Below are 25,494 nucleotides of genomic sequence, written 5' to 3'. Positions count from 1 at the left end.
CCCTCTCAGGCCGGCTACCCGTCGTCGCCTTGGTGAGCCATTACCTCACCAACAAGCTGATAGGCCGCGGGCCCATCCTGCACCGCCGGAGCTTTAAACCCTCGCAGATGCCTGCAAGAGTGATATCCGGTATTAGACCCCGTTTCCAGGGCTTGTCCCAGAGTGCAGGGCAGATTGCCCACGTGTTACTCACCCGTTCGCCACTAATCCACCCCGAAGGGCTTCATCGTTCGACTTGCATGTGTTAAGCACGCCGCCAGCGTTCGTCCTGAGCCAGGATCAAACTCTCCGTGAATGTGTACCGGTCATCCGGTTCACACACACGAGAGCGGAACAGCCAGGCGGAATAAGCCCGGCCGTTCACAGCGTCCTCGCTGTGTGTTTTTTCTTCAAAGGAACCACATCCCCGGCTATCACTGCCGGGAACGGGGTATCAACATATCTGGCGTTGACTTTTGGCACGCTGTTGAGTTCTCAAGGAACGGACGCTTCCTTCGTACTCACCCCAGCCAACCGGCTCAGGCTTTCCTCCGGGCATTTTCCCTTCGGGTACTGCTTGTTTTGCTTTGTTGTGCTGTCCTGCTGTGTTCTTGCGTTTCCGACTCTATCAGTGTTTTTCCGTCTCCCTGACCACCGTTTCGCAGGCATGCGAAAGACGATCCGAGAGGAGGTCTGACAAGTTGGGTGCTGCCCGGTTAAGCGTGCTTGATCGCGTCGCTCACCCTCAGGCAGGAGTACGACTGTACACGGGGGCGCGGAGCGCGTGCAAATCGATTAGGCTAGTGGTCTAGACCACGGTCGGGATGCGGTACGGAATGGGTACTTCATATGACATACCCTGCTGAACAGCGCGCCGTCCGGGACTGGTAGTGACGGCCCGTGTACATCTCCACCCCCCTGGGAGGCTCCTCATGACCACCGTGACGTCCCCGCTCGCCGGACGCGCCATCGGACTGGCCGCCGTGCCCGATCCGGTCTTCTCCGGAGCCATGGTCGGACCCGGCACCGCGATCGACCCGGTGCGTGAGCCCTCCGAGGCCGTCTCACCCGTGGACGGGGTGATCGTCTCCCTCCACCCGCACGCCTTCGTCGTCGTCGACTCCGAGGGCCACGGTGTGCTCACCCACCTCGGCATCGACACGGTGCAGCTCAACGGCGCCGGTTTCGAGCTGCTGGTGAACAAGGGGGACACCGTCACGCGCGGACAGGCCGTCGTGCGCTGGAACCCGGCCGCGGTCGAAGAGGCCGGCAAGTCCCCGATCTGCCCCGTCGTCGCCCTTGAGGCCACCGCCGACGCGCTCGCCGGACTGGTCGAGAACGGCGACGTGAAGACGGGCGACCAGCTCTTCTCCTGGAGCTGACGCAAAGGTGCCGTCCGTATGACGGCACACAGGACGACCACCGCGGCGGCGGTGACCGCCGCACGACCGGAGACGGGTGAGATGGAGACAACGCTGCAAGGCGTCGGCGTGAGCCACGGTGTGGCGATCGGCGAGGTTCGGCACATGGGGACGGCGGTGCTCGAACCGCCCGCCAAGCAGATTCCGGCCGGAGAGGCGGGCCGGGAACAGGCCCGCGCCCGCCGGGCCGTGGACGCCGTGGCGGCCGACCTGACCGCGCGGGGCAACCTCGCGGGAGGTGAGGCCCAGGCGGTGCTGGAAGCTCAGGCGCTGATGGCCCAGGACCCCGAGCTGATGGTGGACGTGGAACGGCGCATCGCCGTCGGCAGCACCGCCGAGCGGGCGGTGTACGACGCCTTCGCCGCGTACCGGGAGCTGCTGGCCGCGGCCGGTGAGTACCTCGCGGGCCGGGTGGCCGACCTCGACGACGTGCGGAACCGTATCGTCGCCCGGCTGCTGGGCGTTCCGATGCCCGGCGTCCCGGACAGCGACGAGCCGTACGTGCTGGTGGCGCGGGACCTGGCCCCGGCCGACACCGCGCTGCTCGACCCGACGCTGGTGCTGGGGTTCGTGACCGAGGAGGGCGGGCCGACGAGTCACAGCGCGATCCTCGCGCGGGCGCTCGGCGTACCGGCGGTCGTGGCGCTGCCGGGGGCCGGTGAACTCGCCGAGGGGACGGTGATCGCCGTCGACGGCAGCAGCGGTGAGGTCTTCGTCGCGCCGAGCGAGGAGAAGAAGGCCCAGCTGGAGGCGGCGGCCGCGGAGCGCAGGGCGGCGCTGTCGGCGTCGACCGGTCCGGGGGCCACCGCGGACGGGCACCGGGTGCCGCTGCTGGCGAACGTGGGCGGGCCGGGTGACGTACCGGCCGCCGTCGAGGCCGGGGCGGAGGGGGTCGGTCTGTTCCGGACCGAGTTCCTCTTCCTCGACGACAGCAAGCAGGCGCCGTCCGAGGAGAAGCAGGTCGACGCCTACCGGCAGGTGCTGGAGGCGTTCCCCGAGGGCCGGGTCGTGGTCCGGGTCCTCGACGCGGGCGCGGACAAGCCGCTCGACTTCCTGACACCGGCCGACGAGCCCAACCCGGCGCTCGGCGTGCGCGGGCTGCGGTCGCTGCTCGACCACCCCGAGGTGCTGCGGACGCAGCTGTCGGCGCTGGCGCGGGCCGCCGAGGGCCTGCCGGTCCACCTCGAGGTGATGGCCCCGATGGTGGCGGACCGTGCCGACGCGAAGGCGTTCGCGGAGGCCTGCCGGGCGGCGGGGCTGAACGCCAAGTTCGGCGCCATGGTGGAGATTCCCTCGGCCGCGCTGCGGGCGCGCTCGATCCTGCGCGAGGTCGAGTTCCTGTCGCTGGGGACCAACGACCTGGCGCAGTACACGTTCGCGGCGGACCGGCAGGTCGGTGCGGTGTCCCGGCTCCAGGACCCGTGGCAGCCCGCGCTGCTCGACCTCGTCGCGCTGTCCGCCGAGGCGGCCAGGGCCGAGGGCAAGAGCTGTGGTGTCTGCGGTGAGGCCGCGTCCGACCCGCTGCTCGCGTGTGTGCTGACCGGGCTGGGTGTCACCTCTCTCTCCATGGGGTCGGCGTCGATTCCGTATGTGCGGGCGACGCTGGCGAAGTACACGTTGGCGCAGTGCAAGCGGGCCGCGGTGGCCGCGCGGGCGGCGGACAGCGCCGAGGAGGCGCGCAGCGCGGCGCAGGCCGTGCTTTCCGGCGAGTAGCACGGTCCGCGACGGCACCGGCCGGGTGGCAGGAGGGGCGCTTCGTCTTCGGGCGGAGCGCCCCTCCGCCGTTGCCGGGTCAGTGGTGGTGGCCGGTCGGCGGGCTTTCCGGTGCGTCGGGGTCGTCGCGGGTGAGGGCGGGTGGTGCGCCGTAGTCGACGCCGGGTTCGGGGGCGATGAGGTCGCCGGAGTCGGCGTCGGTGCAGTAGGCGTCGAAGACCTCTCCCGCGGTCAGGGGGTGGAGGGCTCCGTCGCGCAGTCGCCAGCCGTAGACCCGGTCGGGTCGGTCGGGTGTGCTGACGCGGACGACCAGGCCGCCGGGGCTCCGGGTGGCGACGCCGAGGGCGAGGACGGTGGTGAATTCGAGGACCTCGGCCTCGTCGAGCGGGGTGCCGTCGGTGTCGCCGTCGGCGCGGAGGGCGGCGACGAGGGTCTCGGGTGTGCCGGTGACGCTGCACACCAGGTGGCGGTCGCCGGGCGGTGCGGTGTCGAGGATGCGGACGACGAGGTCGGAGGCGCCGGAGAAGGCGGCGCGGCCGACGTCCTCGCCGCAGGTGGCGCAGGGGCCGAGGCGGGCGAGGAGGGTGGCCGCGTACTCCCAGGTGGCCTGGCGGACGGCCTCGTCGACCAGGTCGGGGACGAGGTCGGCGAGGGGCCTGCCGTCGTAGGGCAGGGTGGGGCCGGTGGTGGCGAGTTCGGCGGTGAAGCGGGTGCGGTGGGCGGGGACGTCGGGGTCGAGGTCCTTGGCCCGGCAGTAGTCCGCGTACTCCCGTGGGTCGAAGAGGGCGACCGTGGTGTGGGTGCCTTGGCGGGCCCTGATCCTGAGGAGTTCCTCGACCTGGCGGAGGTAGGTGGCGTGGTCGGCGAAGGCGAAGGTGCGGTAGCGGCGCATGGCGCGGAAGTCGTGCTCGTCGGTGAGCAGTCCGATGGTGCCGGCGATCTCACGGCGCAGGACGCGTCGCATGGTGCGGTGGTCGGTGTGGGCCGTCATGGCTCCCCCTGTGAGTGCGCAGTCATCAATGCTCACTCAACGTAACCGGCCGCACTGACAACGGGTCCTGGGCCGTGCTCCGGTGCAGGTCAGGCGCGTTTGCGGGCGAGGTCGACGTAGAAGGCGAGGAGGTCGAGGCGGTCGATGGAGCCGGGGTTGACGGCTTTCTCCAGCGGGGTTCCCTGGAGGAGGCGTTTGACGGGGACCTCGATGCGCTTGCCGGTGAGGGTGTGGGGGATGCCGGGGACCTCGATGACCTCGTCGGGGACGTGGCGGGGGGAGAGTTCGGTGCGGATGGTGCGCTTGATGCGGTCGAGGAGGGGCTGGTCGAGGGCGGCGCCGGGGGCGAGGTGGACGAAGAGGGGCATCCAGTAGCCGCCGTCGGGTTCCTCGACGCCGATGACCAGGGATTCCTTGATCTCGGGGAGGCGTTCGACGGCTTCGTAGATGTCGGCGGAGCCCATGCGGACGCCCTGGCGGTTCAGGGTGGAGTCGGAGCGGCCGTGGATGATCACGGAGCCGCGTGAGGTGAGGGTGATCCAGTCGCCGTGGCGCCAGACGCCGGGGTAGGTGTCGAAGTAGCTGTCGTGGTAGCGGCTGCCGTCGGGGTCGTTCCAGAAGCGGACGGGCATCGACGGCATGGGGTTGGTGACGACGAGTTCGCCGACCTCGTCGACGAGGGGCCGGCCCTGCGGGTCCCAGGACTGGAGGTCGGTGCCGAGGCCGGGTGCCTGGAGTTCGCCGGTGTGGACGGGGAGGGTCGGGACGGCGCCGGCGAAGCAGGAGCAGACGTCGGTGCCGCCGCTGACGGATGCGATCCACAGGTCGGCGCGCACCTCGTCGTGGAGCCAGCGGAAGCCGTCGGGGGGCAGGGGGGAGCCGGTGGTGGCGACGCAGCGGACGCGTGAGAGGTCGAAGTCGCGGGCGGGGTGGACGTCCGCCTTGCGGCAGGCCATGACGTACGCGGCGGAGGTGCCGTAGAGAGTGGCGCCGGTGCGTTCGGCGATGCGCCACTGGGCGGCGGTGTCGGGGTGGCCGGGGCTGCCGTCGTAGAGGACGACGGTGGTGCCGGTGAGGAGGCCGGAGACGAGGAAGTTCCACATCATCCAGCCGGTCGAGGTGTACCAGAAGAACCGGTCCTCGGGGCCGAGGTCGCAGTGCAGGCCGAGCTGTTTGAGGTGTTCGACGAGGATGCCGCCCTGGGACTGGACGATGGCCTTGGGGAGGCCGGTCGTGCCGGAGGAGTACAGCACCCACAGGGGGTGTGCGAAGGCGACCTGTTCGAAGACGGGCGGGGTGTCGCCCGAGGTCAGGGCCGACCAGTCGAGGGTGCCGTCGGGGGCGTCCGTGCCGAGGAGGGGGATGTGGACGACGGCGCGCAGGGTGGGCAGTTCGCGGCGGAGTTCGGCGACGGTGTCGCGGCGGTCGTGCTCCTTGCCGCCGTAGCGGTAGCCGTCGACGGTGAAGAGGACGACGGGTTCGACCTGCTGGAAGCGGTCGAGGACGCTGCGCGCGCCGAAGTCGGGGGCGCAGGAGGTCCAGACGGCGCCGACCGCGGCGGTGGCGAGGAGGGCGACGACGGCCTGCGGGATGTTCGGCAGGTAGCCGCTGACGCGGTCGCCGGGGCGGACGCCGAGGGCGCGGAGTTCGGCGGCGAGGGAGCCGACCTGGCGGCGCAGCTCTGACCAGGTGACGGGCCGGGGTTCGTGGGTCTCGTCGACGTGCAGGAGGGCCGGTTCGTCCGGACGGGTGTCGGCCGCGCGCAGGGCGTGTTCGGCGTAGTTGAGGGTGGCTCCGGGGAACCACTCGGCGCCGGGCATGGCGCGGTCGCCGAGCACGCGCGCGTAGGGCGTCGAGAACCGTACGTCGAACCATTGCGTGACGGCCCGCCAGAAGGCCTCCAGTTCGGTGACGGACCAGTGGTGCAGCGCGGGGTAGCCGCCGTCGGCGGGGGCGCCGTGGTGCTCGGCGGCCCAGGCCTGGAACTTGGTGACCTGCGCGTCGGCGACGCGCTGCGGGTCGGGCTGCCAGAGCGGCTCGGGGATGGCGGTCGTCATGGGTGCGGCTCCCGGGGCTGTGCGCGTTGTGTGCGTCGACCGCGCACGTGCGGGGGTGTGCGCGTGACGCGGCTGACACGGACGATGCCATGTGATCGACTTCGGCACCAGGGTGTGTCCCACACAGTCCGTGTCGTGAAGATGTGGTCGCAACACGGGGTGAACGGCAGTTGAACGACCCGTCCGCGGGGAGCGTTCAGTGACAGGGTGAGCAGCATGAACGGTCGTGGCCTGGTGCGTTCGATGACGGTGGGCGGTCCCGTGGGGGCGGCGCAGCGGTGGCGGACCGTGAGGGCGGCGTGGCGCAGGCGGCGGACGGACGCCACCGGGCTGCCGGCGCGGGGTGCGGAGCGGGCGCGGGTGCCCGGTGCGGTGCGGGACGCGCAGCCGGGGCCGGGTGGCGGGACGATCCGTTTCGGGCGTTCGGAGCTGCGGCTGCACGTGGCGGCGAACGGGTCGGTGTTCTGGGGGTGGGACGGGGCGGAGCCCGAGCCGTCGTACGCGCTGGCCGGGCGGTGTCCGGAGGCCGATCCGCGGGCGGTGCTGGAGCCGGACATGGACGGTGGCTGGCGGGTGGTGGCGGAGCGGGTGACGGTGGTCGTGTCCCGGCACGGGGCGATCGAGGTGCGGACGCCGGGCGGGGTGACGTTGCGGCGGGATCTGCCGCCGCGCTGGTGGGAGACGCGGGACGGGGGCGGCGGGCGGTGGATGCAGCGGTCGGAGGTGGCGGCGGACGGGCGGTTCTTCGGGCTCGGCGGGCGCACCGGCGGTCCGCGCCTGCGCGGGGGGACGTACCGCCTGTGGAACACCGATCCCGGTCGGCCGGTCGGTCCGGGCGACGATCCGCCGCACCTGACGATGCCCGCGCAGATGGTGGTGGCGGACGCGGCGACGCACCTGGCGTTCTACGACACGACCTGGGACGGCGCGGTGCGGCTGAGGGAGGGTGAGGAGGGGGCGGGTTCCGGGCACGACCGGCCGGGCGTGTCGGAGCTGCGCATGGAGGGCGGTCCGCTGCGCTGCTGGGTGATGGTGGGGACGCCGTCGCGCGTGCTGTTCGCGTGGGCGTCGCTCACCGGGGCTCCGGCACTGCCGCCGTCCTGGGCGCTCGGCCATCAGCACGCACGTGAGGACTTCGGCGGCGACCAGGGCGTACGGCGGGTCGTCGCGGCGCACCATGAGCACGGTCTGCCGCTGGACGCGGTGCACCTGGACGTCGAGCACCTGGCGGAGCGGCGGGGGTTCACGGTGGACCGGGAGCGGTTCGGGAAGCTGCCGGTGCTCGCGGACGAGCTGCGGCGGGACGGGATACGGCTGGTGTCGGTCCAGGCTCCGTCCGTACCGGCCGCGGCGGGCGACCCGGTGCACGACGCGGGAACAGCCGGCGACGTCTTCGTGCGGGACGGGACGGGGCGGCTGGTGGAGGGCGAGGGACGCGCGGGCGCGTCGCTGTACCCGGACTTCACGCACGCGCGGGTGCGCGCGTGGTGGGGCGCCCTGCACGCGGAGCGGCTGGAGCAGGGGTTCGCGGGTGTCCGGCACGACCTGGACGAGCCGACCGCGTTCACCGCGTTCGGGGAGTCGACGCTCCCCCGGTCGGCCCGGCACGCGCTGGAAGGCCGCGGTGGCGATCACCGGGAGGCGCACAACGTCTACGGCCTGTGCATGGCGCAGGCGGCCTACGAGGGGCTGCGGGAGCTGCTGCCCGAGGAGCGGCCGTTCGTCCTGGCGCGCTCCGGCTGGGCCGGTGCGCAGCGGTACGGCGGTGTGGGGGCCGGGGAGGTCGCGGCGGGCTGGCCGGGGCTGCGCGCGTCGCTGTCGCTCGTCCTGGGGCTGGGTCTGTGCGGGGTGCCATACGCGGGGCCGGACGCGGGCGGCGCGGAGGGGCCCGTCTCCCCCGAGCTGTATCTGCGCCGACTCCAGTTGGGCGCGTACCTGCCGTTGTTCCGCACGCGCGCGGGGCGGCGGGCGGGGCACGGGGAGCCGTGGGAGTTCGCGCCGGAGGTGCTGGCGCACGCGCGCGCGACGCTCGTGGAGCGTCGGCGGCTGCTGCCGTACTTCGTGACGCTCGCGCATCTCGCGCGGCGGACGGGGGCTCCCTATGTGCGGCCTCTGTGGTGGGCGGCGCCGGAGGACCGGGCGCTGCGCGACTGCGAGGACGCCTTCCTGCTGGGTGACTGTCTGCTGGTGGCGCCGGTGCTGGACCCGGGCGCGGACCGGCGGGCGGTGCAGTTGCCGCGGGGGCTCTGGTACGACACGGCGACGGAACGGACGTACCAGGGGCCAGGGCAGGTGCTCGTGGACGCGCCGCCGGGACGGATACCGGTGCTCGCGCGCGCGGGTGCCGTTCTGCCGGTGCGCGGCGCGGACGGCGGGCTGGAGCTGGAGGTGTGGGCGCCGGCCCGCGGGCGGACCGGCGGCGGACTGGTGGTGCGGGACGCGGGAGACGGCTGGGAGGAGCCCGAGGTGGAACGGTACGTGTCGCGCTGGAAGGGGCGCCTCGGGGTCGTCGTCGAGCGGGAGGGGCCGGAGGGGGAAGACGGCCTGTACGAGCCGTCCCACCCCGTGCGCGTGCGCGGGCTCGGCGCCGCGGTTCAGCCGTAGGAGGCGTCCGCGGGTCCGGGCCGCGGCGGCTCAGATGTAACGGCCCTCGAAGAACGCGCGCACGGCGAGCGTGTGCAGCGGGAAGGCGAGTTCGTCGGGCCGGTGCAGGAGGTGCCAGCCCTCGGTCTCGTCGGTCGCCACCGAGACGGGCAGACGGTCGGCCGGGCGTTCCGGCAGCAGCCCGAAGAGGAGGAGGTGACCGTCGGGCGAGCTGAGCGCGTCGGCGAGACGTACGTCGCGCGCGGCGGCCTCGATGCCCGTCTCCTCGCGGAGTTCGCGGACGACCGCCTGGCGCCAGTCCTCACGGTCGTCGATGAAGCCGCCGGGAAGCGCGACACCACCGCGCGCGGGAGCGACGGTTCGGGTGATGACGACCAGGGCGGTGCCCTTCGCGTCGTACACGGGCTGGAGCGCGACGGCGACCGGCAGGGGGTTGCGATAGGCCGTGGCGGCGCAGGCCGGGCAGGTGCGGGGCCAGCCCGTGACGCCCTCTCCATAGGGCGCTCCGCAGCTCGAACAGTGGGAGCCGGGCGCGGAGTTGGAAGCGGAGGCTTGAGTTTCGGACACGCGCGGACTGTATCCGATCAAGGGCGGTCACCGTGTGCGGGTCCGTCAGAACGCGCTGGTGAGGGACGTGGGGGTGACGGGGAAGTCGAAGTACGTGTCCGGATGGGGCTCGTCCGCCAGGGTGTAGTGCCACCACTCCTGGGCGAGGTTCACGAAGCCCACGTGTTCGAGGGTCCGCTTCAGCAGGAGGCGGTGGGCGCGCGCGGCGCCTTGGACACGGGGGTCGAGGGTGTGGCTGAGGAGGTCGAAGCAGTCGTAGCCGGTGCCCATGTCGACCGAGTTGTCGGGGAAGCGCTCCGCGCGGGGCGCCGTGCACGGGGTGAGGGGTTCGCCGGGGACGTACGGCCGGGTCGGACGCGCGGGCAGGCGGACGAGGGTGACGTCCAGGGTGGAGCCCCGGCTGTGTCCCGAGCGGCGGGCGATGTATCCGTCCGCGAAGAGGCGGGACTTGTCGCCCCAGGGGTAGAACTCGCCCTTCATCGTCTGGTCGTCGGGGTCCTCGGCCCAGCGGACGAACTGGTCCACGGCGCGCTGGGGCCGGTAGCAGTCGTAGACCTTGAGGGTGTAGCCGTGGCGCAGGAGGCGGCGCTGCGCGGTGCGGAGCGCCTTGGCGGCGGGGCGGGTGAGGAGGCAGACCGGGCGGAGGTAGCCGTCGACGCGCGTGCCGAGGAACGTGTGCGGGGTGGCGTAGCGGATCTCCTGGCGGACGGTCGGGTCCACGGCGCTCAGGGCGACGAAGTCGGCGGGCGCCTTGGGGGTCGAGGCCTTCGGGGTCGGGGTGCCTGCCGGTGCTGAGGTGGAGGTGGCTGTCGGCGCTGGGGTGGGGCTCGTGCGGGCCGTCGCGGCGGTGGGGGTGGTGAGGGCGAGGACGGTCGTCAGGGCGGTGACGAGTGTGCGGAGCGCGGCGGGGCGTCGGGGCATGTCGCCCGGTCTATCAGGCGGGCGGGCGCACTCTGCCCATTCGGTGCCGCGCGTGCCACACTTCTGACGTTCCGTCAGAAACGGTCGGCGCGTGGGGAGGGGTCATGACGGGTCCACGTACTCCGGTGATGCCGGGTTGGTTCCGGGACGGCGAGGACGACGGCGGAGGGGACAGCAGCGGAGGGGACGGCGGCGGAAGCGGGAAGGGGCGGGAGGGCGGCGGGGCCGGTGGCGGGTTCGTGTTGCTCGGGACGCGCTGCTCGGCCTGCGGCACCGTCTTCTTCCCCCGTGAGGACACGTACTGCCGCAACCCGGCGTGCGCCGGGGGCGCGCTGGAGGAGGTGCCGCTGTCGCGGCGCGGCCGGATCTGGTCCTTCACCGACAGCCGCTACCGGCCGCCGTCACCCTATGTGACGAACCCGGAACTTCCGTGGGAGCCGTACGCGTTGATCGCTGTGGAGCTGGAGGCCGAGCGGATGGTGGTGCTGGGGCAGGCGGTTCCCGGAGTCAGCGTCGCCGATCTGGCGGTGGGCATGGAGGCCGAGGTCGTCGCCGGTGTGCTCGGCGAGGGCACCGACACGGTGCGGACGACGTGGTGGTGGAGGCCGACGGAGGTGAAGGAATGACGGGGCGTGACATCGCGGTGCTCGGCGTGGGGCAGCACCCGTGGGGCAAGTGGGGGCGCGGTTTCGTCGCGTACGGCGTGGTGGCGGCGCGCGCGGCGCTCGACGACGCCGGTCTGGCGTGGGCGGACGTCGGCTCGGTGGTCGGCGCGGCCACCGTACGGGGCGGCTATCCGGGGTACGTGGCGGGCGCGACGTTCGCCGGGGCGCTGGGGTGGCAGGGCGCGGACGTGACGAGTGTGTACGCGGCGTGCGCGTCCGGCGGGCAGGCGATCGCCGTGGCGCGGGCCCGGATACTCGCCGGGCTGGCGGACGTCGTCCTGGTCGTCGGGGCGGACTCGGCGCCGAAGGGGTTCTTCCGGCCCGCTGGCGGGGACCGGCCCGATGACCCCGACTGGCTGCGCTTCCGGATACTCGGGGCGACGAATCCGACGTACTTCGGGCTCTACGCGCGGCGCCGCATGGCGCTGTACGGGGACACGCCTGAGGACTTCGCGGGGGTGAAGGTGAAGAACGCGGCGGTGGGGGCGCTCAACCCCTACGCCCGCTACCGCGCGCGGGTCACCGTCGAGGAGGTGGCTGCCTCGGCCGTGGTGGCGCATCCGCTGCGGCTGCTCGACATCTGCGCGACCTCGGACGGGGGCGCCGCGCTCATCCTCTCCAGCGTGGAGTTCGCGCGGCGGCACGGGGTGGCCGATCCGGTGCGAATCCGCTCGGTGACGACGATCGGTCCGCGGTTCCCCGTCACGGAGCTGGATCTGCCGGACATCGCGACCGACTCGGCGGTGGCGGTCGAGCCGTCAGGGTCGTCAGGGTCGTGGGGGTCGTCGTTGCGGGCGTCGATCGCCGCGGCGGCGTACGAGGAGGCGGGGGTCGGGCCGGAGGACCTCTCGCTGGCGGAGGTGTACGACCTGTCGACGGCGCTGGAGTTGCAGTGGTACGAGGACCTGGGGCTGTGCGGCGAGGGTGAGGGGGCTGGGTTGCTGCGGGAGGGGGTGACGGCGCTCGGGGGGCGCGTGCCGGTGAACACGAGTGGGGGGCTCGCCTCGTTCGGAGAGGCGGTGCCCGCGCAGGCGATCGCGCAGGTGTGTGAGGTGACGCGGCAGTTGCGGGGGGAGGGGGGTGCGCGGCAGGTCGACGGGGCGGGGGTGGGGATCGCGGTGAATCAGGGGTTGTTCGGGCATGGGTCGGCGGTGGTGGCGGTGCGGTGAGGAGGGGGCGGGTGGGCTTTTGGGTGCGGGTGGGTTTGGGTGCGGGTGGGTTTGGGGTGGTGTGCGCGGTTCCCCGCGCCCCTGAGGTGGGGGGTGGCCTGGTGGGTTTGGGGTGCGGGTGGGGCCCGCTGATGTGCGCGGTTCCCCGCGCCCCTGGGGTAGGGGGTGGCCTGGTGGGTTTGCGGTGCTGGTGGGGTCCTGCTGGCCTGCGCGGTTCCCCGCGCCCCTGGGGTAGGGGGTGGGGGTTAGGTGGTGATTGAAGGGGTGCGGGGTGGGGTGTAGGTCAGGGCGTGTTCTACCAGGGAGACGAGGATGTCGCGGACGGAGGTGCGGTCTCGGGCGTCGCAGAGGTGGATCGGTACCTCGTCGTCCAGGTCGAGGGCGCGTCGTACGTCGTCCGCGGAGTGGCGGGCGACGCCCTCGAAGCAGTTGACGCCCACCAGGAAGGGGATGGAGCGGCGTTCGAAGTAGTCGACGGCGGCGAAGCAGTCGTCCAGGCGGCGGGTGTCGGCCAGGACCACGGCGCCCAGCGCGCCCTCGGACAGTTCGTCCCACATGAACCAGAAGCGTTCCTGGCCGGGCGTGCCGAACAGGTAGAGCGACAGGCCCTCACGCAGGGTGATGCGGCCGAAGTCCATGGCGACGGTGGTGGTGTGCTTGCGTTCGACGCCGGTCGTGTCGTCGAACGGGCGGCCCGCCTCGGTGAGGTGCTCCTCGGTGCGCAGCGGCCGTATCTCGCTCACGGCACCGACCAGGGTGGTCTTGCCGACCCCGAATCCGCCCGCCACCAGGATCTTGAGCGTGACGGGTTCGACCGGCGGTCGGCCACGCTCGGAACGCCCGGGTGTCATCGGTGATCTCTCCTGGTGGGAGGCGGGGGGAAACGGAGGGGTAGTGCGCTGTTCACAGGGCGCGGAGGCCGTCTATGACGTCGCGGAGGATGCTCTCGTCCGGCAGCTCGGCCGGGGGCACCGGCCGGTTGACGTGGACGAGGCGGGCGTCGACGAGGTCGCCGATGAGGACGCGGACCACGCCGACCGGGAGGTCGAGCGCGGCGGCGAGTTCCGCGACCGACTGCGGGACGTCGCGGCACAGGTCGACGATCTCGACGTGTTCCGGCGACAGCCGCGGGTCGTCGTCCGGGTCACCGGCGTGGGGTTCCGTGACGACGACCGCGATCAGGTCGAGACGGTGCTGGACGGCGCTGGTGGTGCGACCGCGTGTCATGGCGTAGGGACGGACGACGGGGCCCGCCTCGTCGTCGAACCAGTGACTGGTTGCCTGACCGTCTGTGCTCATGCCGTGTCACTACCCGCCCGAGGACTGATCGGTGCGCGGCGCGGTGCCCAGATGTACCCCGACTCTCTTCACGAGGAGCGTCATCTCGTACGCCACCATGCCGACGTCGGAGTCGGCGTCCGTGAGGACCGCGAGGCAGCTGCCGTCACCGGCGGCGGTGACGAACAGGAACGCCTCGTCCAGTTCGACGACGGTCTGCCGGACGCGCCCCGCCTCGAAGTGGCGGCCGACGCCCTTGGCGAGGCTGTGGAACCCGGAGGCCACGGCGGCGAGGTGCTCGCTGTCCTCCCGGCTGAGGTCTCTGGAGACGCCCGTCGGCAGGCCGTCGCCGGACAGGACGAGAGCCTTGCGGATACCGGCGACTCGTGTCACGAGGTCGTCCAGGAGCCAGTTGAGTTCACCGTTGCCGGTGCCGTCGTGGTCGGTCGCGTTCGGTGCGGTCATCGACCGTCCCCCTCTGTCGTTCGGTGTGCTGCTGTGCCGCCGCGCGGATCGTCGTCCGCGGCGTTCTCCGCGCGCCCGCGTTCCCAGCCCCGCTGGAGCGAGGCCATCCGGCTGCGGACCTGGTCGGCGTCCCGGTCCGCGAGGTCGGAGACGTCCCGCGGGGGCCGCTCGGAGACCTGCCGCAGCTGCGGCGCGAGGTTGGCCTGCCGTATGCGGCGGGGCAGGGCGCCCGTACCGGTGGCGGGACCGGTGGTGGGGCCGATGTCCCGGCCGGGACCGGTGCCGGGTCCCGGGCCGGTGTCGCTGTCCGCCCGAGGATCGGGCCCCGTCCGGGTGGCGGGCGCGCGGTGCTCGTCGGGGCCGGCGTTGCGGGGGATCTGCGGGGCCGTGCCCCGGCGGCGTGAGGGCAGCGGCGCGGGCGCGCCGTCGTCCTCGGGCCGTCGTCCCGCCGTCCGGTACGACGGCTCCGCCGGGTCCGTGCGGCGGGGGCGCTGGTCGGGCACCGGGCGGCCGTGCGAACTGACCAGCTTGGGCGTGCGGCGGGTCGGCAGGGGGACGGGGGCCGCGGCCGTGACGGGCGGCTCCGCGGGGTCCTCGTCCCGCCCGGAGCCGGTGCCGTGGGCCAGGCCGCCTGCCGGGATGCCCGCGCCGGGACGGTCGGGTCCGGTGGCCGGGGCGTCCTGCCCGCGTGTGAGCGGGCGGCGCGGGCCGAGGAGGCCGCTGCGGTCCGGGTCGTCGTCCAGGGAGGCCGGGAAGCCGGTGAGGGTGTGCCCGCCGATCGGCGCCTCCAGTTCGACGGGGCCGTCGAGCAGGGGAGCGGAGAGGCCCGCGAGGTGCACGGGCGCGTGCGGCAGCGCGGACCGGGCGGCGGGCGTGGGCTCGCCGTTCTTGGGCGGCCGGGGCCGGTCGAGCCGGAAGCCGACGCCGTTGGTGTCGGGGACATCGTCGGTGAGGAGGGCGTCGGGGATGAAGACGACGGCGGTGGTGCCGCCGTAGGGGGACGGCTGGAGGGAGACGCGGACGTTCTGCCGCTGGGCGAGGCGGCTGACGACGAAGAGGCCGAGCCGGTCGGTGTCGGACAGTTCGAACTCGGGTGTCTCGGCGAGCCGCAGGTTGGCGTCGAGGAGCGCATGCGGGGACATGCCGAGGCCCCGGTCGTGGATCTCCAGGGTGAACCCGTTGGCGACGCGCTCGCCGACGACCTGGACGGCGGTGTGCGGCGGGGAGAACACGCAGGCGTTCTCGAGGAGTTCGGCGGCGAGGTGGGTGAGGTCGGCGACGGCGGGGCCGGTGACGGCGACGCGGGGCAGGCGCCGTACCTCGACGCGTTCGTAGTCCTCCACCTCGGCGACGGCGGCGCGCACGATGTCCATGAGCTGGATCGGCTTGCGCCACTGCCGGGACGGGGCGGCCCCGGAGAGGATGACCAGGCCCTCGGCGTGGCGGCGCATGCGGGTGGTGAGGTGGTCGAGGCGGAAGAGGTCCGCGAGTTCCTCGCCGTCGTCGGTCCGGCGCTCCATGGTGTCGAGGAGGGTGAGCTGCTTGTGCAGCAGGACCTGGCTGCGGCGGGCGAGGTTGACGAACACCTCGGAGACCCCGGAGCGCAGTTCCGCCTGTTTGACGGCCGCTTCGACGGCGGCGCGCTGGAGCGTGTTGAGGGTCTGGCCGACCTCGCCGATCTCGTTCCTGTCGTACTCCAGGCGCGGCACCTCGGTCTCGACGTCGACCTGTTCGCCCGCGGAGAGGCGGCGCATGACGCTGGGCAGCCGGACGGCGGACGCCTCGTGGGCGTCGAGGCGGAGCTGGCGCAGGTCGCGGATGAGGCCGCGGCCGACGCGGACGGAGAGGAAGACGGAGAGGAGGACCGCGATCAGGCCGAGGACGCCGTCGGCGACGAAGCGGGTGATGACGAGCGTCGCCACCGGGCGGACGCGGTCCTGGTAGCGGTCGTTGGCCTGCTCGTCGAGGGTGCCGAGTTCGTCCAGGACGGTCGCGGCGGAGGTGTCCCAGGTCCGGGCGGTGACGCCGCGGGGCATCGTGCCGGGGGCGGTGGAGACGACGGCCTGTTCGGCGGTGCGCAGGGGGGCGGTGGTGGCGTTCTTCCAGAAGCTCTCGTAGCGTTCGCGCTCCGCGGCGGGGAGTTGGGCGAGGCTGATGTCGTAGACGACCTCGCGCTGGGCCTCCAGGTCGGAGATGTCGCGGATCTCGTCGCGCGAGACGCGGCCCACGACGAGCGCGGAGCCGAGCAGGGCGTCCTCGCGGGAGAGGAGTTCGCGGGCGCGGGCGACGCTGACGAGGGCGCGGTACTGCTTGTCCATCTCCACGCTGTCGACGACGTCGAGCTTGGCGAGGAGGGCGTAGCAGGGGTCGACCACCCGGTTGTAGAGGTCCAGGGCCTGGGCCCGGTCCACGGTGCCGTCCTCGACGCTGCGGCGCAGGGAGTCGACGCCGTCGAACGCGTCGAGCACGGCGGTGAGGCCTTCGCTGTCGTCCTGGTCGAGGGAGTCGCGGACCTTGGAGTCACGGGCGTTGGCGCGGATCTCGGCGAGGGCGGTGTCGGTGACGGTCCGGGTGCGGCGCAGCGCCGACAGGGCGTCCGAGGCGCGCGGGTCGGCGAGGTAGACGAGGGTCTGGCGGCGTTCCTGCTGGACCACCCGGACCGTGTCCTCGATCGGGTATCCGAGCTTCTCCACCAGGTGGGAGACGGTGAACAGGCGGTTCGCCTCGCGGCCGGTGAGCACGGTGGCGAAGGCCCAGATGACGGTCAGGGACACCAGCGGCACGAGAAGCAGCGCCACGATCTTCCGGCGGATCGACTTCCCGCGAAAGCGCATGTCCTCCCCCAGCTCGAACCCCCCACGGGCGCCGGGGAGTACGCATGTGCGTCAACAAACGGCGCGAGCCTACTACCGACGCGGGCACTCCTCGAAGAGACGTCCGGAATCCCCGCGTCCGTAGGGGTGTGTGCTCCGGGGGGAGTTGTCCGTTCATTACGGGAGATGGCAGCCCTGATCGTCCGTTGTGGCAGCACGCGCGGTCCGCGCCGCATCCGGGAGTAGTTGGCCAGAATTTTTCGTATCTGGGGAATCTTTCGGGCGTTTTCTTCGTCCTAGTAGGTGGAAATCGGGTGCGGAACCGGACACGGGAGTCCTGTACGGCATCCGAGCGGCGTAAAGGGACGCAAGCCGGGCAGCCAACAGGGGAGCCGGTTCCGTGGCACGGGAGTTGTGTGGCGCGGGGACCGGGAAGCAGGGGGTCTGCCGGCGGTGGGGAGTGACACGTTGATGGGCACGGCGGAGCGGCGCGGGACGCTCGACGACCTGGAACGGGACGAGGACGGGGTGACTGGCGCCTCGGCACCACGGAACAGTGCTCCATGGAGTACTCCGGAGGCGGAGTCCGCGCGGACCTCGGACGCGCGGACCGCAGCGCGTGGCGTTAGGGCCGACGAGGCGGCGCAGGAGCCTTCGGCGATACGGCAGTTGTGGGTGGAGGAGCCCGCGCGCAGACGGCGGCTTCCCGACCCGGTGCGCACGGCCGCGGTGCGGGCGGTGCTGATCATCGCCGTGACGCTGCTTCAGGCCATGGTCGCCTTCCTGTCGACCCTGGCCGGGTCGTGGCTGGCCTTCCCCATGGTGATCAGCAGTGTGGCGAGCACCGTGGTGGCGACCTGGTCCGTCCTGGACGTGTGGGTCACCCGACAGGTGTGGAACCAGCGCAACGGCGTCGTGTCGGAGCCGAGCAGCACGGCCCGCGCCCTGCGCAAGGAGCGCCGCCGTGCCCGCCGTCAGGCCCAGGCGGCCGAGCGGACGCAGGGGCGGATACGTCGCCGCACCGGCGGCGCGGGGCAGTTGACCCACTCCTGAGACAGCACTGAGCCAGTCCTGAGCCGTCGGCCGTGCGCTCCCCGGGAAGGTGAGCGCACGGCCGACGCGGCTTACGGGGAGCAACAGACCGCGGATCGCGATGGCTCACAGGGAGCAACGCACCGCGAGCCGCCGCCTTGGCTTGCCGGGACGGCCCGCACTGCAGGACCGCGGATGTCCGGACGGCGTGTCAGGCGCGCGTCTGCGGGCGCTTGTACATGCGGGTCGCCGTGATCTCACTGTGCACCGCCTCCTCGGGGCGGGGCTGCGGAGGCAGACCCGGGCGGAGGTGTTCCTCGACGCTGATGTACTTCAGGCCCGCCCGGAGGTCGGCGTCGTTGCGCAGCCGGATGACGAGCGGGAACTCCGCCAGCGCGGTCGTGTCGAAGAGGCCGGTGGTGTAGAGGAGTTGGACGCCGAGGGCGTCGGAGACGGCCCGCTGGAGCTCCAGGAGATAGGTCGCGTTGGCGCGGCCGATGGGGTTGTCGAGGAAGAGCGTCCCGGCGTGACGGTGCTTGTCACGGCCCCGGTCGTTGCTGCGCAGGGCGGCCATCGTGCAGTACAGGGCGATGGCGGCGGTGAGGAGCTGGCCGCCGGAGAAGACGTCGCCCATCTGTCCGACGGGGACGCGTTCGGCGCGCAGCACGGCGTCCGGCTTGAGGATCTCCACGGCGACGCCCTTGGGGTGGAGGGCGGCGGCGACGCCCCTCAGCAGCAGGGACATGCCGTCGCGGCGCAGGTCGGAGTTCTTCTTGACGGCCGCGCGGGTCGCCTCGTCGACGACCTCGCCGAGCCGTTCGGTGAGGGTGGCCTGGTCCGGTTCCTCGAAGCGGATGCGCAGGAACTCCTGGCCCGACCACTCCCCCAGCCCCTCGGGCAGCCGGGACAGCCGCTGCGCGGACCGCAGGGTGGCGAGGGCGGACTCCACGAGGCCGCGCAGCCGGTCCACGATCGAGTCGCGGTTGCGTTCGAGCTGGGCCAGCTCGTCGGTGAGGACGCGCAGCCGGGGGGCGAAGGCGTCGGCCCACTTCTGGGCGTGCTCGGGCAGGGCGGCGGCGGGCAGTTCGCGGATCTGCTGGCGGGCCGGGGTGCGGACCTGCTCGTAGCGGGTGGAGTTGGCGTGCCGGACGAGGACGTCGCTCGCCTCGCGGACGGCAGCCTCGGCGGCGGACAGGTCGGCGGCGCAGCCGCGCAGGGACCTGCGGGTCTCGGCGGCGGCGTGCCGGGCCTCCTCCAGGGTGCCGGGGTGGGGCTCCGGCTCGTCCTGGTCCTCGTCGGGGGTGTGCTCGCGCAGCAGGTCGCGCAGGAGCGCGGCGGTCTCGTCGAAGCCGCCGGCCGCGTCCTCGGCGGCCCGGTGGGCGTCGAGGAGTTCGGCGTGGGTCTGCTTGGCCTGGGCCAACGCCTCGGTACGGGAGGCGAGTTCGGTGGTGGCCGTACGCAGCAGGGTCTGGGCGTGCTCGGCGTCGCTCGGCCGGAGGTCGTCGGCCAGGTCGGTGTGGGCCTCGCCGTCCTCGGGGGCGTGCCGTTCGGCCTCGCCGCGCAGACGTCCGAGCTGCTCGCTCGCGGTGGACGCGCGGGTCTCCAGGAGCTGGACGAGTTCGTCGGCGCGGGCGGCGGCGGCCTGGCGGGAGGGGCCGTCGGAGCCGTCGGGCGACTGGAGCAGAACCTCGGCGCGGGTGCGGACCTTGTTGCTGAGGCGGTCCAGTTCGGCGCGGGCGGCGCTCTCGTCGCTCTCGGCGCGGGCCTGTTCGGCGCGCAGGTCGGCGCCGACGCCGACCTTCTCGTACAGCTGGGAGGCGGCCCGGTAGGCCTCGCGCAGGGCGGGCAGGGCCGCGCGCGGCGCGCCGGAGTCCTCGGCGCCGTCCGCACCGCCCGAGCCGTCCGCACCGCCGGAGCCGTCGGTGCCGTCGTGCGGTACGTCGTCGGGGGCGCCCGCGATCTCGGCGCGCTCGGCGCGCAGCGCGCGGGCGGTGCGGCGGGCGTCGTCGGCGGCGCGCTGGGCGGCGCGGCGGTCCTCGTCGGCGGCGCGGGCGCGTTCCAGGCAGGACTGGGCGCGGCCCTCCGACTCGGCGGCCTCGTCGGCGAGTTCGCGCAGGGAGACCTGCCAGCCGGCCCGTTCGCGCAGCCGGAAGGCGAGCCCGGCGAGGGCGTCGGCGGCCCGCCGGGCGCGCTGGGCGGCCTCCTGCCGTTCGTCGCGGGCCTGCGCGGCCTCGGCGGCGGCCTCCTCGGTCTCCGCGCGCAGGGTGCGTGCCTCGGAGAGTTCGGCCTCGGACTCCTCGGCGAAGCCCTGGGCCTCCTCGGCGGCGGCCGCGAGTTCGGCGAGGCGTCCGGCGGGGCAGCCGGTGCGCCAGGAAGTGAGACGGGCGGCGAGTTCGCGGTCCTTGGCGAGGCGGGCGGCGAGGCGTCGGATCTCCTCGTCCCGCTCGGCTGCCCGCGCGCGCAGGGCCTGCCGCTCCTCGTCGGCGGCGTGCTCGTCGTGCATGGCCGGATTCGGCGGGACGAGGAAGACGTCACCGGCGTCGGTGCCGGGGGGCGGGGTGGGGGCGAGGAGGGCGGCGGCGGTGCCGACGGCGACCGCGGACCGGGGCAGCAGGGCGGCGTCGCCGAGGGCGTCGCGGGCGCGGGCGTGCGAGTCGGGGTCGGTGATGATGACGCCGTCGACGAGTTCCGGCCGGGCGGCGAGGACACGGGCGTGGTCGGCGGGGTCGACGGCCTGGGCGAGGTAGCGCCAGCCGGGCAGGGCGGGGATGCCGTGCTCGCCCAGGAACTCGACGGTGGCGAGGACGTCGGGACCGGGCGGCAGGAGGCCGCCGTCGCCGAGGGCGCCGAGGATGCGGGAGTCGTCGGCGGCGTCGGTGCGCAGGTCGAAGAGCTGGCGTTCAGCGGAGGCGACGGCGTCGTCGAGGAGGGTGCCGACCTCGTCGGCGGAGCGGTCGAGGTCCTCGGGGGTGAGGACGGCGTCGTCGGACTCGCCGTCCTGGCGGGGCTGGGGGATGATCCGGGGCGCGGTGCCGTCGGTGAGACCGAGGAGTTCCGCGAGGCGGGTCTCGCGGGCGAGGGACTCGGCGGTACGGCGTTCGGCGTCGTGGGCGCGGCGGGCCGCGATGGCGGCGTCCGCGGCGCGCGCGGCGGTGAGTTCGGCGCGGGACTCGGCGGAGGCGGCCTCACGGGCCTGTTCGCCTGCCCGGCGGGCGGCCTCGCGGGCGGTGTCCCAGGCGGCGACGGCCTCCTTCTCGGCGTCGCTGGCGGCGAGCGCGGCGCGCGCGGGATCGGCGTCGGGGGCGCTGTCGTCGAGCCAGCCCGCCCGGACGGCCTCGGCGGTCTCCTGCTCGACCTCGGTGAGGCGCTGGCGGAGGTGGCCGATCTCGCTGCGGGCCCGCTGGGCGTCGGTGGCGGCGGCGGTGGCGTCGCGGTGGGCGGCCTCGCCGACCTCCTGGAGGGCGGCGGAGCGCTCCTCCTGCTCGTTGGCGAGGTGTTCGGCGCTGTCGGCGGCGGTGTGCAGGGCGCGGACGAGGTCGAGGGCGGCGCGGGCGCGGGCGGCGAGAGCGGGGGCGGCGTCGCGCTCGGCCTCCTGGATGGCGGCGGAGACGCGCGTGGCGCGGTCGGCGGCGGCGCGGTGGCGCAGGACGGCCTCGGCGGCCTGCCAGGCGGCGTGCAGGGTGCGCGCGTCGGCCAGTTCGCGTTTCTGCGCGGCGGCGGCCTTCTCGGCGGCGGCGAGGGCCAGGGAGGCGTGCCGGTAGGCGAGTTCGGCGGCGACGAGGGCGGCGCGCCCGCGGCCGCCCTCGGAGTGGGTGACGGTGTAGGCGGCGGCGGTGACGCGTTGGGCGAGGTCGGCGGCGCGGGCCCGTTCGCGGACGCCGCGGGCGGACAGCCGCCGGGCGAGGGTGCGGGTGCGGCGCTCGGCGGCGGCGTGGACGTCCCGGCTGCGGGCCCGGGTGCCGGCGGCCTCGACGATCCGGCCGAGGAGGTCGACGGAGCCCGCGGTGAAGTCGCGTTCGGCCATGAGTTCGGCGCGGCGGCCGAGCTTGTTGCCGAAGCCGCCGACGAGGTCGGCGAGTCCGTCGGTGTCACGGGTGTCGGTGACCGCGCGCAGCAGCAGGTCGGTGAAGTCGGAGTCCTTCTTGACGGCGAAGAGACCGGCAGCCTCGCCCTCGTCGGCGTTCATCTCCCGCTGGTAGCGGAAGAGTTCGGGGTCGAGGCCGAGGTCGCCCAGGTGCTCGATCCAGCGGTCGTGGATCTCCTCCCAGTGGATCTCCAGGTGGGGGTAGGCCTTGCCCGCCTCGGTGAGGGCGTCGCGGAAGCCCTTCATGGTGCGGCGGCGTCCGCGGGCGCCGGACTGGCCCTCGACGGAGGGCCGGACGGCGGTGGACTCGGCGACGGGCAGGTTGTCGAGGCTGAGGCCGGGTCCGGGGCGGAACGAGTACCAGGCCTCGGCGAACTTGCGCGGGTCGTTGGAGACCTGGCGGCCGCGCCACTCACTGGCCTTGCCGACGACGACGCACTCGCCGGTCAGCACGTGCTGCCACTCCAGCGCGACGTGGCCGCAGTCGTCGGCGAGCAGGAACTTGCGCAGCACGCCGGAGCTGGCGCCGCCGAGCGTGTTGCGGTGGCCGGGGAGCATGACCGAGAAGATCAGCTTGAGCAGGACGGACTTGCCGCCGCCGTTCTCCAGGAAGAGCACTCCGGCGGGCGCGGGGCGGCGCGGGGGGCCGACCGGCTCGTCCGCGAAGAACTCCGCCTGGGTGGGGGCGGGGTCGGGCACGACGTCGCCGACGCCCCGCAGGTCAAGCACGGTGTCGGCGTAGCGCGCACCGGCAGGACCGATGGAGTAGAGGCGGACCCGGGACAGCTCGTACATGGCGGACTCTCGTAAGTCTTCGGACAGCTGGGGGGAAAGCGGGGGCGGCGGACGGGGTGAGGGGGTGGACGGGGTGAGGGTGTCGGCGGCGGGCGGGGCTCAGGGGTACCGGACCGCCTCCGGAGTACGGGGCTACGGGGCTACGGGGCTACGGGGCTACGGGGCTACGGGGCTACGGGGCTACGGGGCTACGGGGAGTCTGGACCCGTGGCCCGTTCCTCAGGAGTGGAAGGGGAGTCCGGCGCCGGCGACCAGTTCCTCGCTCTCCTCGGGCGGCAGGAGGGTGGGGGTGCCGTCAGTGACCGGGACGACGCCGAGGTCGAGCAGTTCGGCGAGGGCGGCGGCGCCCGCCATGTCGCGGACCTGGAGCTGGTAGCGGGCGGTGGTCCGGTAGGTGCCGCCGCCCTCGTCTCCGGTGCGCTGGAGGAAGCCGGAGTCGGTGAGGAAGGCGACCGCCTTGCCGACGATGCCGGTGGTGGAACCGGCGAGTCTGCGGGCGTCCTTGGTGGCGCCGGTGGCGCTGCGCCGGGCCCAGATCCGCCAGGCCGACTCCAGTCCGGGGGCGTCGCTGGCCGGGTCGGTGTTCTCGCCGGTCTCCTCGGCCCGTTCCTCCAGGCGGCGGCAGGCCTGGCGGACGAAGGCGTCGACGCCGTTGACGCTGACGCGGCCGATGTAGCCGTCGTCGGCCAGGTCCTCGGGCCGGGGGAACGCCATCGCGGCGACCGCGAGGTGGGCGAGACCGTGCAGGAAGCGGTCGCCGGAGTCGGCGGCGGCGCGGCGCGCGTAGTCGCCCATGCGGACGGCGAAAACGGAGTCCTCGGCGGCCGTGACGGCCATCCCGGCGCGCGGGGAGACCTCCAGGACGACGAGGCCGAGGCCGGTGGCGACCGCGTCCGCGAGGCGGGCGAACGGCGGGTCCTCGCGGTAGCGGCGCAGCAGTTCGCCGTACTCCTGGTCGCGCGCGGGCTGGAGCTTGGGCTGGAGGCCGAAGGCGACGAGCCGGGCCGCGTCGGCGGCGTCGGCGGGGGTGACGGCGGGGCTCGCCGACGGGGCGGGTGCCTCCGTCTCGCTCCACTCGACGTGCTCGCTCACGGGTGGGACTCCTCGGTCGGGGTGGTCGGCAACGACAGGACGGGTACGGCGGGTGCGGCGGGTACGGCAGGTGGGCCGGCCAGACCCGGCGGATCAAGCGGGACGGGCGACACGGGCAGGACCCTCGGTGAGGCCAGGGCCGGGACCGGGTCCGGGGCCAGGCGGGCGCCGGGCGGGGGCGTACGCGACGGGCCGGGTCCGGTACGGGCGTTCATGCGGCCTCCGTCCGGTCGGCCGCCATCCCCGCCGCGTCGAGCAGCGCGGTACCGACTATCAGGTCGGCGCCGCCGAACTCCAGGTCGTCCAGTTCGGTGCCGTCGTCGACGGCGAAGAGCAGCTTCTCCTCGCCCTGCCGGTAGGCGGTGCCGACGGGCGGGCTGGCGGCGTGGACGGCCAGGAGGGCCACCAGGTACGGCAGTTCGGGGTCGCGCTGCCGGGCCTCGGCGAGGAGCCCTGACAGGCGGCGCGGCGCATCGGCGGGGAGGTCCAGCAACTCCATGGCGGAGGCGAGCTGTTCCTCGCTGAACCGGCTGTCGTCGGGGGTGGCGATGAGGTCCGGCTCGGGCATCTCGGCGCCCAAGTGCTCCCGTTCGACCGGCGGGGTGAGCAGCAGGTCGACGAGGTCGCCCACCCGGACGGAGGCCGGGGTGCGCAGGCCGGTGCCGCGCGCGAAGAACGCGTCGGTGACCCGGACGGCCCCTTCCAGCGGCAAGGGCAGGACGGGGGCGACGAGATGGCCGTAGAGGTCTATGCCCGAGGTGGTCATCGGCGCGGCGAAGGCCTGCCGGTCCTGTTCAGCGCGGAACAGGGGGCCGGCCTCCAGCAGGCGGGACTGGAGCTGGGTGTGGCGGCGGATGCAGTCCTTGACGATGTCGACCAGTTCGGCGGCGCGCCGCTTGTGCTCGGGGTCCTCGGACTCGTCGCGGGCCTTGCGGATGTTGGTGAGGATCGCGTTCTCGTGGCGGTAGCGGTCGGCGACGTGGTCGAGGGCCTCGGCGATCATGTCGGGGACGGAGCTGAGCCAGTCCACCGCGCGCACGTTGCGCCGGGTGGCGTCCAGGGCACGGCGGAGGGTCTCCGAGTACTGCACGGTGCGGTAGCGGGCCTGTTCGGCGGCGAGTTGGGCGTCCGCGAGCCTGCCGCGCCGGATGAGGACCTCCAGCTTGACCTCGGCGGCGATCTGGGCGCTGGTGACGTCCGTGTCGAGGGCGCCCACCAGGACGTTGACGGCCTCGTCGGTGGTGCGCAGGTAGACCGCGCCGCCGTAGCCGGGGACCTCTTCGAGCAGCTTGAAGTCGTAGTCACGGCGGACGTAGGTGCCGTCCGGGGCGAACGTGCCGTAGACGGCGCGGAAGCCGCGGTCGACGCTGCCGACGTTGATCAGGTTCTCCAGGACCCAGCGGGCGACGCGCTCGTGCTCCTCGCCGCCGCGGTGCGGGGCCTGCGCGGCGATGCGCGGGACGAGGCGGGCGACGATCTGGTCGTGGTCGGCGCCGGTGTCGAAGTCCATGTTGAGCGTGACGAGGTCGATGGCGGCGAGGGCGATCTCCGCCATGCCGTAGACCGAGTACTCACCGGCCAGGTTGGCCTTGCGGGCGTCGAGGTCGTGGATCGGCGCGGTGCAGGCGAGCGCGCGCAGCCGCCGCGCCAGTCCCTCGTCGGCGGCCGGGCCCGGAGCGGGGCGCGGCCCCGCGCTGAACTGGGGCGGAACACGGTCCGTCGTCGCAGGCGAAGTCACGGTGCACAGACTAGGTCCTCGGTCTGACATCGACCCAAACGACCCAGATGCGACCACCGTCACGCGGACGCGACAGCAGGTCCGCGGGGCGCCGCGGGCCGGGCCGCTGT

18 protein-coding genes and 1 rRNA gene are annotated in these 25,494 nt (G+C 73.5%); 6 read left to right on the top strand and 13 right to left on the bottom strand.

All coding sequences use genetic code 11. The features are described from left to right. Positions 1–295 (bottom strand): 16S ribosomal RNA (locus ACIQPQ_RS19130); the annotation flags it as partial. Positions 296–911: 616 nt separating this feature from the next. Between ACIQPQ_RS19130 and ACIQPQ_RS19125 the strand changes: the two genes are divergently transcribed. Both ACIQPQ_RS19125 and ptsP read left to right on the top strand, forming a co-directional pair. Beyond that, on the top strand, positions 912–1,361 hold the full coding sequence (locus ACIQPQ_RS19125; RefSeq protein WP_383782222.1) for a PTS glucose transporter subunit IIA: 450 nt from the start codon (positions 912–914) through the stop codon (positions 1,359–1,361). Between the two features lie 81 nt (positions 1,362–1,442). Beyond that, positions 1,443–3,113 carry a phosphoenolpyruvate--protein phosphotransferase gene (gene ptsP, locus ACIQPQ_RS19120; RefSeq protein WP_401305261.1) on the top strand — a complete coding sequence of 557 codons (1,671 nt, stop codon included), beginning with the start codon at positions 1,443–1,445 and terminating at the stop codon, positions 3,111–3,113. Between the two features lie 79 nt (positions 3,114–3,192). On the opposite strand, the gene ACIQPQ_RS19115 is transcribed toward ptsP, so the two are convergent. Both ACIQPQ_RS19115 and ACIQPQ_RS19110 read right to left on the bottom strand, forming a co-directional pair. Further along, the gene (locus ACIQPQ_RS19115) at positions 3,193–4,104 is read right to left on the bottom strand and encodes a hypothetical protein (RefSeq protein ID WP_401305210.1); all 912 of its coding nucleotides are present in this window, start codon (positions 4,102–4,104) and stop codon (positions 3,193–3,195) included. An 89-nt stretch (positions 4,105–4,193) separates the two neighbouring features. After that, positions 4,194–6,161 carry an acetoacetate--CoA ligase gene (locus tag ACIQPQ_RS19110; protein ID WP_401305208.1) on the bottom strand — a complete coding sequence of 656 codons (1,968 nt, stop codon included), beginning with the start codon at positions 6,159–6,161 and terminating at the stop codon, positions 4,194–4,196. 216 nt (positions 6,162–6,377) lie between these two features. Between ACIQPQ_RS19110 and ACIQPQ_RS19105 the strand changes: the two genes are divergently transcribed. Then, positions 6,378–8,765, top strand: coding sequence for a glycoside hydrolase family 31 protein (locus ACIQPQ_RS19105; RefSeq protein ID WP_401305206.1), 2,388 nt, complete (start codon positions 6,378–6,380; stop codon positions 8,763–8,765). A gap of 30 nt (positions 8,766–8,795) precedes the next feature. Here ACIQPQ_RS19105 and ACIQPQ_RS19100 read toward each other — a convergent pair whose 3' ends face one another. Together ACIQPQ_RS19100 and ACIQPQ_RS19095 are read right to left on the bottom strand one after the other, a co-directional pair. Then, positions 8,796–9,332 (bottom strand): NUDIX domain-containing protein, encoded by a 537-nt coding sequence (locus ACIQPQ_RS19100; protein WP_383782215.1) that lies wholly within the window; start codon positions 9,330–9,332, stop codon positions 8,796–8,798. Between the two features lie 45 nt (positions 9,333–9,377). Next, a complete protein-coding gene (locus ACIQPQ_RS19095) occupies positions 9,378–10,253 on the bottom strand; it encodes a M15 family metallopeptidase (protein WP_401305204.1) in 876 nt (291 codons plus the stop codon). Positions 10,254–10,357: 104 nt separating this feature from the next. Between ACIQPQ_RS19095 and ACIQPQ_RS19090 the strand changes: the two genes are divergently transcribed. After that, on the top strand, positions 10,358–10,879 hold the full coding sequence (locus ACIQPQ_RS19090) for a Zn-ribbon domain-containing OB-fold protein (RefSeq protein ID WP_401305202.1): 522 nt from the start codon (positions 10,358–10,360) through the stop codon (positions 10,877–10,879). After that, on the top strand, positions 10,876–12,087 hold the full coding sequence (locus ACIQPQ_RS19085) for a lipid-transfer protein (protein ID WP_401305200.1): 1,212 nt from the start codon (positions 10,876–10,878) through the stop codon (positions 12,085–12,087). The genes ACIQPQ_RS19090 and ACIQPQ_RS19085 overlap by 4 nt, the downstream gene beginning before the upstream one ends. Before the next feature lie 245 nt (positions 12,088–12,332). Here ACIQPQ_RS19085 and ACIQPQ_RS19080 read toward each other — a convergent pair whose 3' ends face one another. Genes ACIQPQ_RS19080 through ACIQPQ_RS19065 form a run of 4 tightly spaced genes read right to left on the bottom strand, consistent with a single transcriptional unit; the run spans position 12,333 to position 16,664 of the window. Continuing rightward, positions 12,333–12,938 carry a GTP-binding protein gene (locus ACIQPQ_RS19080; protein WP_401305199.1) on the bottom strand — a complete coding sequence of 202 codons (606 nt, stop codon included), beginning with the start codon at positions 12,936–12,938 and terminating at the stop codon, positions 12,333–12,335. Positions 12,939–12,990: 52 nt separating this feature from the next. Next, positions 12,991–13,386, bottom strand: coding sequence for a DUF742 domain-containing protein (locus ACIQPQ_RS19075; RefSeq protein ID WP_401305197.1), 396 nt, complete (start codon positions 13,384–13,386; stop codon positions 12,991–12,993). Between the two features lie 9 nt (positions 13,387–13,395). Further along, positions 13,396–13,830: a roadblock/LC7 domain-containing protein gene (locus ACIQPQ_RS19070; protein WP_401305195.1), complete on the bottom strand. Its 435-nt coding sequence runs from the start codon at positions 13,828–13,830 to the stop codon at positions 13,396–13,398. Further along, the gene (locus ACIQPQ_RS19065) at positions 13,827–16,664 is read right to left on the bottom strand and encodes a nitrate- and nitrite sensing domain-containing protein (RefSeq protein ID WP_401305193.1); all 2,838 of its coding nucleotides are present in this window, start codon (positions 16,662–16,664) and stop codon (positions 13,827–13,829) included. The genes ACIQPQ_RS19070 and ACIQPQ_RS19065 overlap by 4 nt, the downstream gene beginning before the upstream one ends. Before the next feature lie 450 nt (positions 16,665–17,114). Here ACIQPQ_RS19065 and ACIQPQ_RS19060 point away from each other — a divergent pair, with 450 nt between their 5' ends. Beyond that, the gene (locus ACIQPQ_RS19060) at positions 17,115–17,696 is read left to right on the top strand and encodes a hypothetical protein (RefSeq protein WP_401305191.1); all 582 of its coding nucleotides are present in this window, start codon (positions 17,115–17,117) and stop codon (positions 17,694–17,696) included. Positions 17,697–17,886: 190 nt separating this feature from the next. On the opposite strand, the gene ACIQPQ_RS19055 is transcribed toward ACIQPQ_RS19060, so the two are convergent. The 4 genes from ACIQPQ_RS19055 to ACIQPQ_RS19040 form a co-directional block, all read right to left on the bottom strand. Next, positions 17,887–22,554: a hypothetical protein gene (locus tag ACIQPQ_RS19055; protein WP_401305189.1), complete on the bottom strand. Its 4,668-nt coding sequence runs from the start codon at positions 22,552–22,554 to the stop codon at positions 17,887–17,889. Positions 22,555–22,773: 219 nt separating this feature from the next. Further along, positions 22,774–23,646, bottom strand: coding sequence for a hypothetical protein (locus tag ACIQPQ_RS19050; RefSeq protein ID WP_383781002.1), 873 nt, complete (start codon positions 23,644–23,646; stop codon positions 22,774–22,776). After that, positions 23,643–23,861 carry a hypothetical protein gene (locus ACIQPQ_RS19045; RefSeq protein ID WP_401305187.1) on the bottom strand — a complete coding sequence of 73 codons (219 nt, stop codon included), beginning with the start codon at positions 23,859–23,861 and terminating at the stop codon, positions 23,643–23,645. Before ACIQPQ_RS19045 ends, ACIQPQ_RS19050 begins: the two co-directional genes overlap by 4 nt. Next, positions 23,858–25,384: a hypothetical protein gene (locus ACIQPQ_RS19040; protein ID WP_401305185.1), complete on the bottom strand. Its 1,527-nt coding sequence runs from the start codon at positions 25,382–25,384 to the stop codon at positions 23,858–23,860. Before ACIQPQ_RS19040 ends, ACIQPQ_RS19045 begins: the two co-directional genes overlap by 4 nt. Positions 25,385–25,494: the final 110 nt, after the last annotated feature.

Origin of the sequence: Streptomyces sp. NPDC091281, assembly GCF_044757425.1 — a bacterium.
Taxonomy (GTDB): domain Bacteria; phylum Actinomycetota; class Actinomycetes; order Streptomycetales; family Streptomycetaceae; genus Streptomyces.
Note: the sequence above shows the minus strand (reverse complement) of the source record. Positions and strands in the feature narration are given on the sequence as shown.

Excerpts from the sequence above, each read along its gene's own strand:
- ACIQPQ_RS19090 (WP_401305202.1), top strand. The coding sequence starts at position 10,358 with ATGACGGGTCCACGTACTCCGGTGATGCCGGGTTGGTTCCGGGACGGC.
- ACIQPQ_RS19075 (WP_401305197.1), bottom strand. The coding sequence starts at position 13,386 with ATGAGCACAGACGGTCAGGCAACCAGTCACTGGTTCGACGACGAGGCG.
- ptsP (WP_401305261.1), top strand. The coding sequence starts at position 1,443 with ATGGAGACAACGCTGCAAGGCGTCGGCGTGAGCCACGGTGTGGCGATC.
- ACIQPQ_RS19055 (WP_401305189.1), bottom strand. The coding sequence starts at position 22,554 with ATGTACGAGCTGTCCCGGGTCCGCCTCTACTCCATCGGTCCTGCCGGT.
- ACIQPQ_RS19105 (WP_401305206.1), top strand. The coding sequence starts at position 6,378 with ATGAACGGTCGTGGCCTGGTGCGTTCGATGACGGTGGGCGGTCCCGTG.
- ACIQPQ_RS19045 (WP_401305187.1), bottom strand. The coding sequence starts at position 23,861 with ATGAACGCCCGTACCGGACCCGGCCCGTCGCGTACGCCCCCGCCCGGC.
- ACIQPQ_RS19085 (WP_401305200.1), top strand. The coding sequence starts at position 10,876 with ATGACGGGGCGTGACATCGCGGTGCTCGGCGTGGGGCAGCACCCGTGG.
- ACIQPQ_RS19110 (WP_401305208.1), bottom strand. The coding sequence starts at position 6,161 with ATGACGACCGCCATCCCCGAGCCGCTCTGGCAGCCCGACCCGCAGCGC.
- ACIQPQ_RS19125 (WP_383782222.1), top strand. The coding sequence starts at position 912 with ATGACCACCGTGACGTCCCCGCTCGCCGGACGCGCCATCGGACTGGCC.
- ACIQPQ_RS19065 (WP_401305193.1), bottom strand. The coding sequence starts at position 16,664 with ATGCGCTTTCGCGGGAAGTCGATCCGCCGGAAGATCGTGGCGCTGCTT.
- ACIQPQ_RS19095 (WP_401305204.1), bottom strand. The coding sequence starts at position 10,253 with ATGCCCCGACGCCCCGCCGCGCTCCGCACACTCGTCACCGCCCTGACG.
- ACIQPQ_RS19115 (WP_401305210.1), bottom strand. The coding sequence starts at position 4,104 with ATGACGGCCCACACCGACCACCGCACCATGCGACGCGTCCTGCGCCGT.
- ACIQPQ_RS19060 (WP_401305191.1), top strand. The coding sequence starts at position 17,115 with ATGGGCACGGCGGAGCGGCGCGGGACGCTCGACGACCTGGAACGGGAC.
- ACIQPQ_RS19070 (WP_401305195.1), bottom strand. The coding sequence starts at position 13,830 with ATGACCGCACCGAACGCGACCGACCACGACGGCACCGGCAACGGTGAA.
- ACIQPQ_RS19080 (WP_401305199.1), bottom strand. The coding sequence starts at position 12,938 with ATGACACCCGGGCGTTCCGAGCGTGGCCGACCGCCGGTCGAACCCGTC.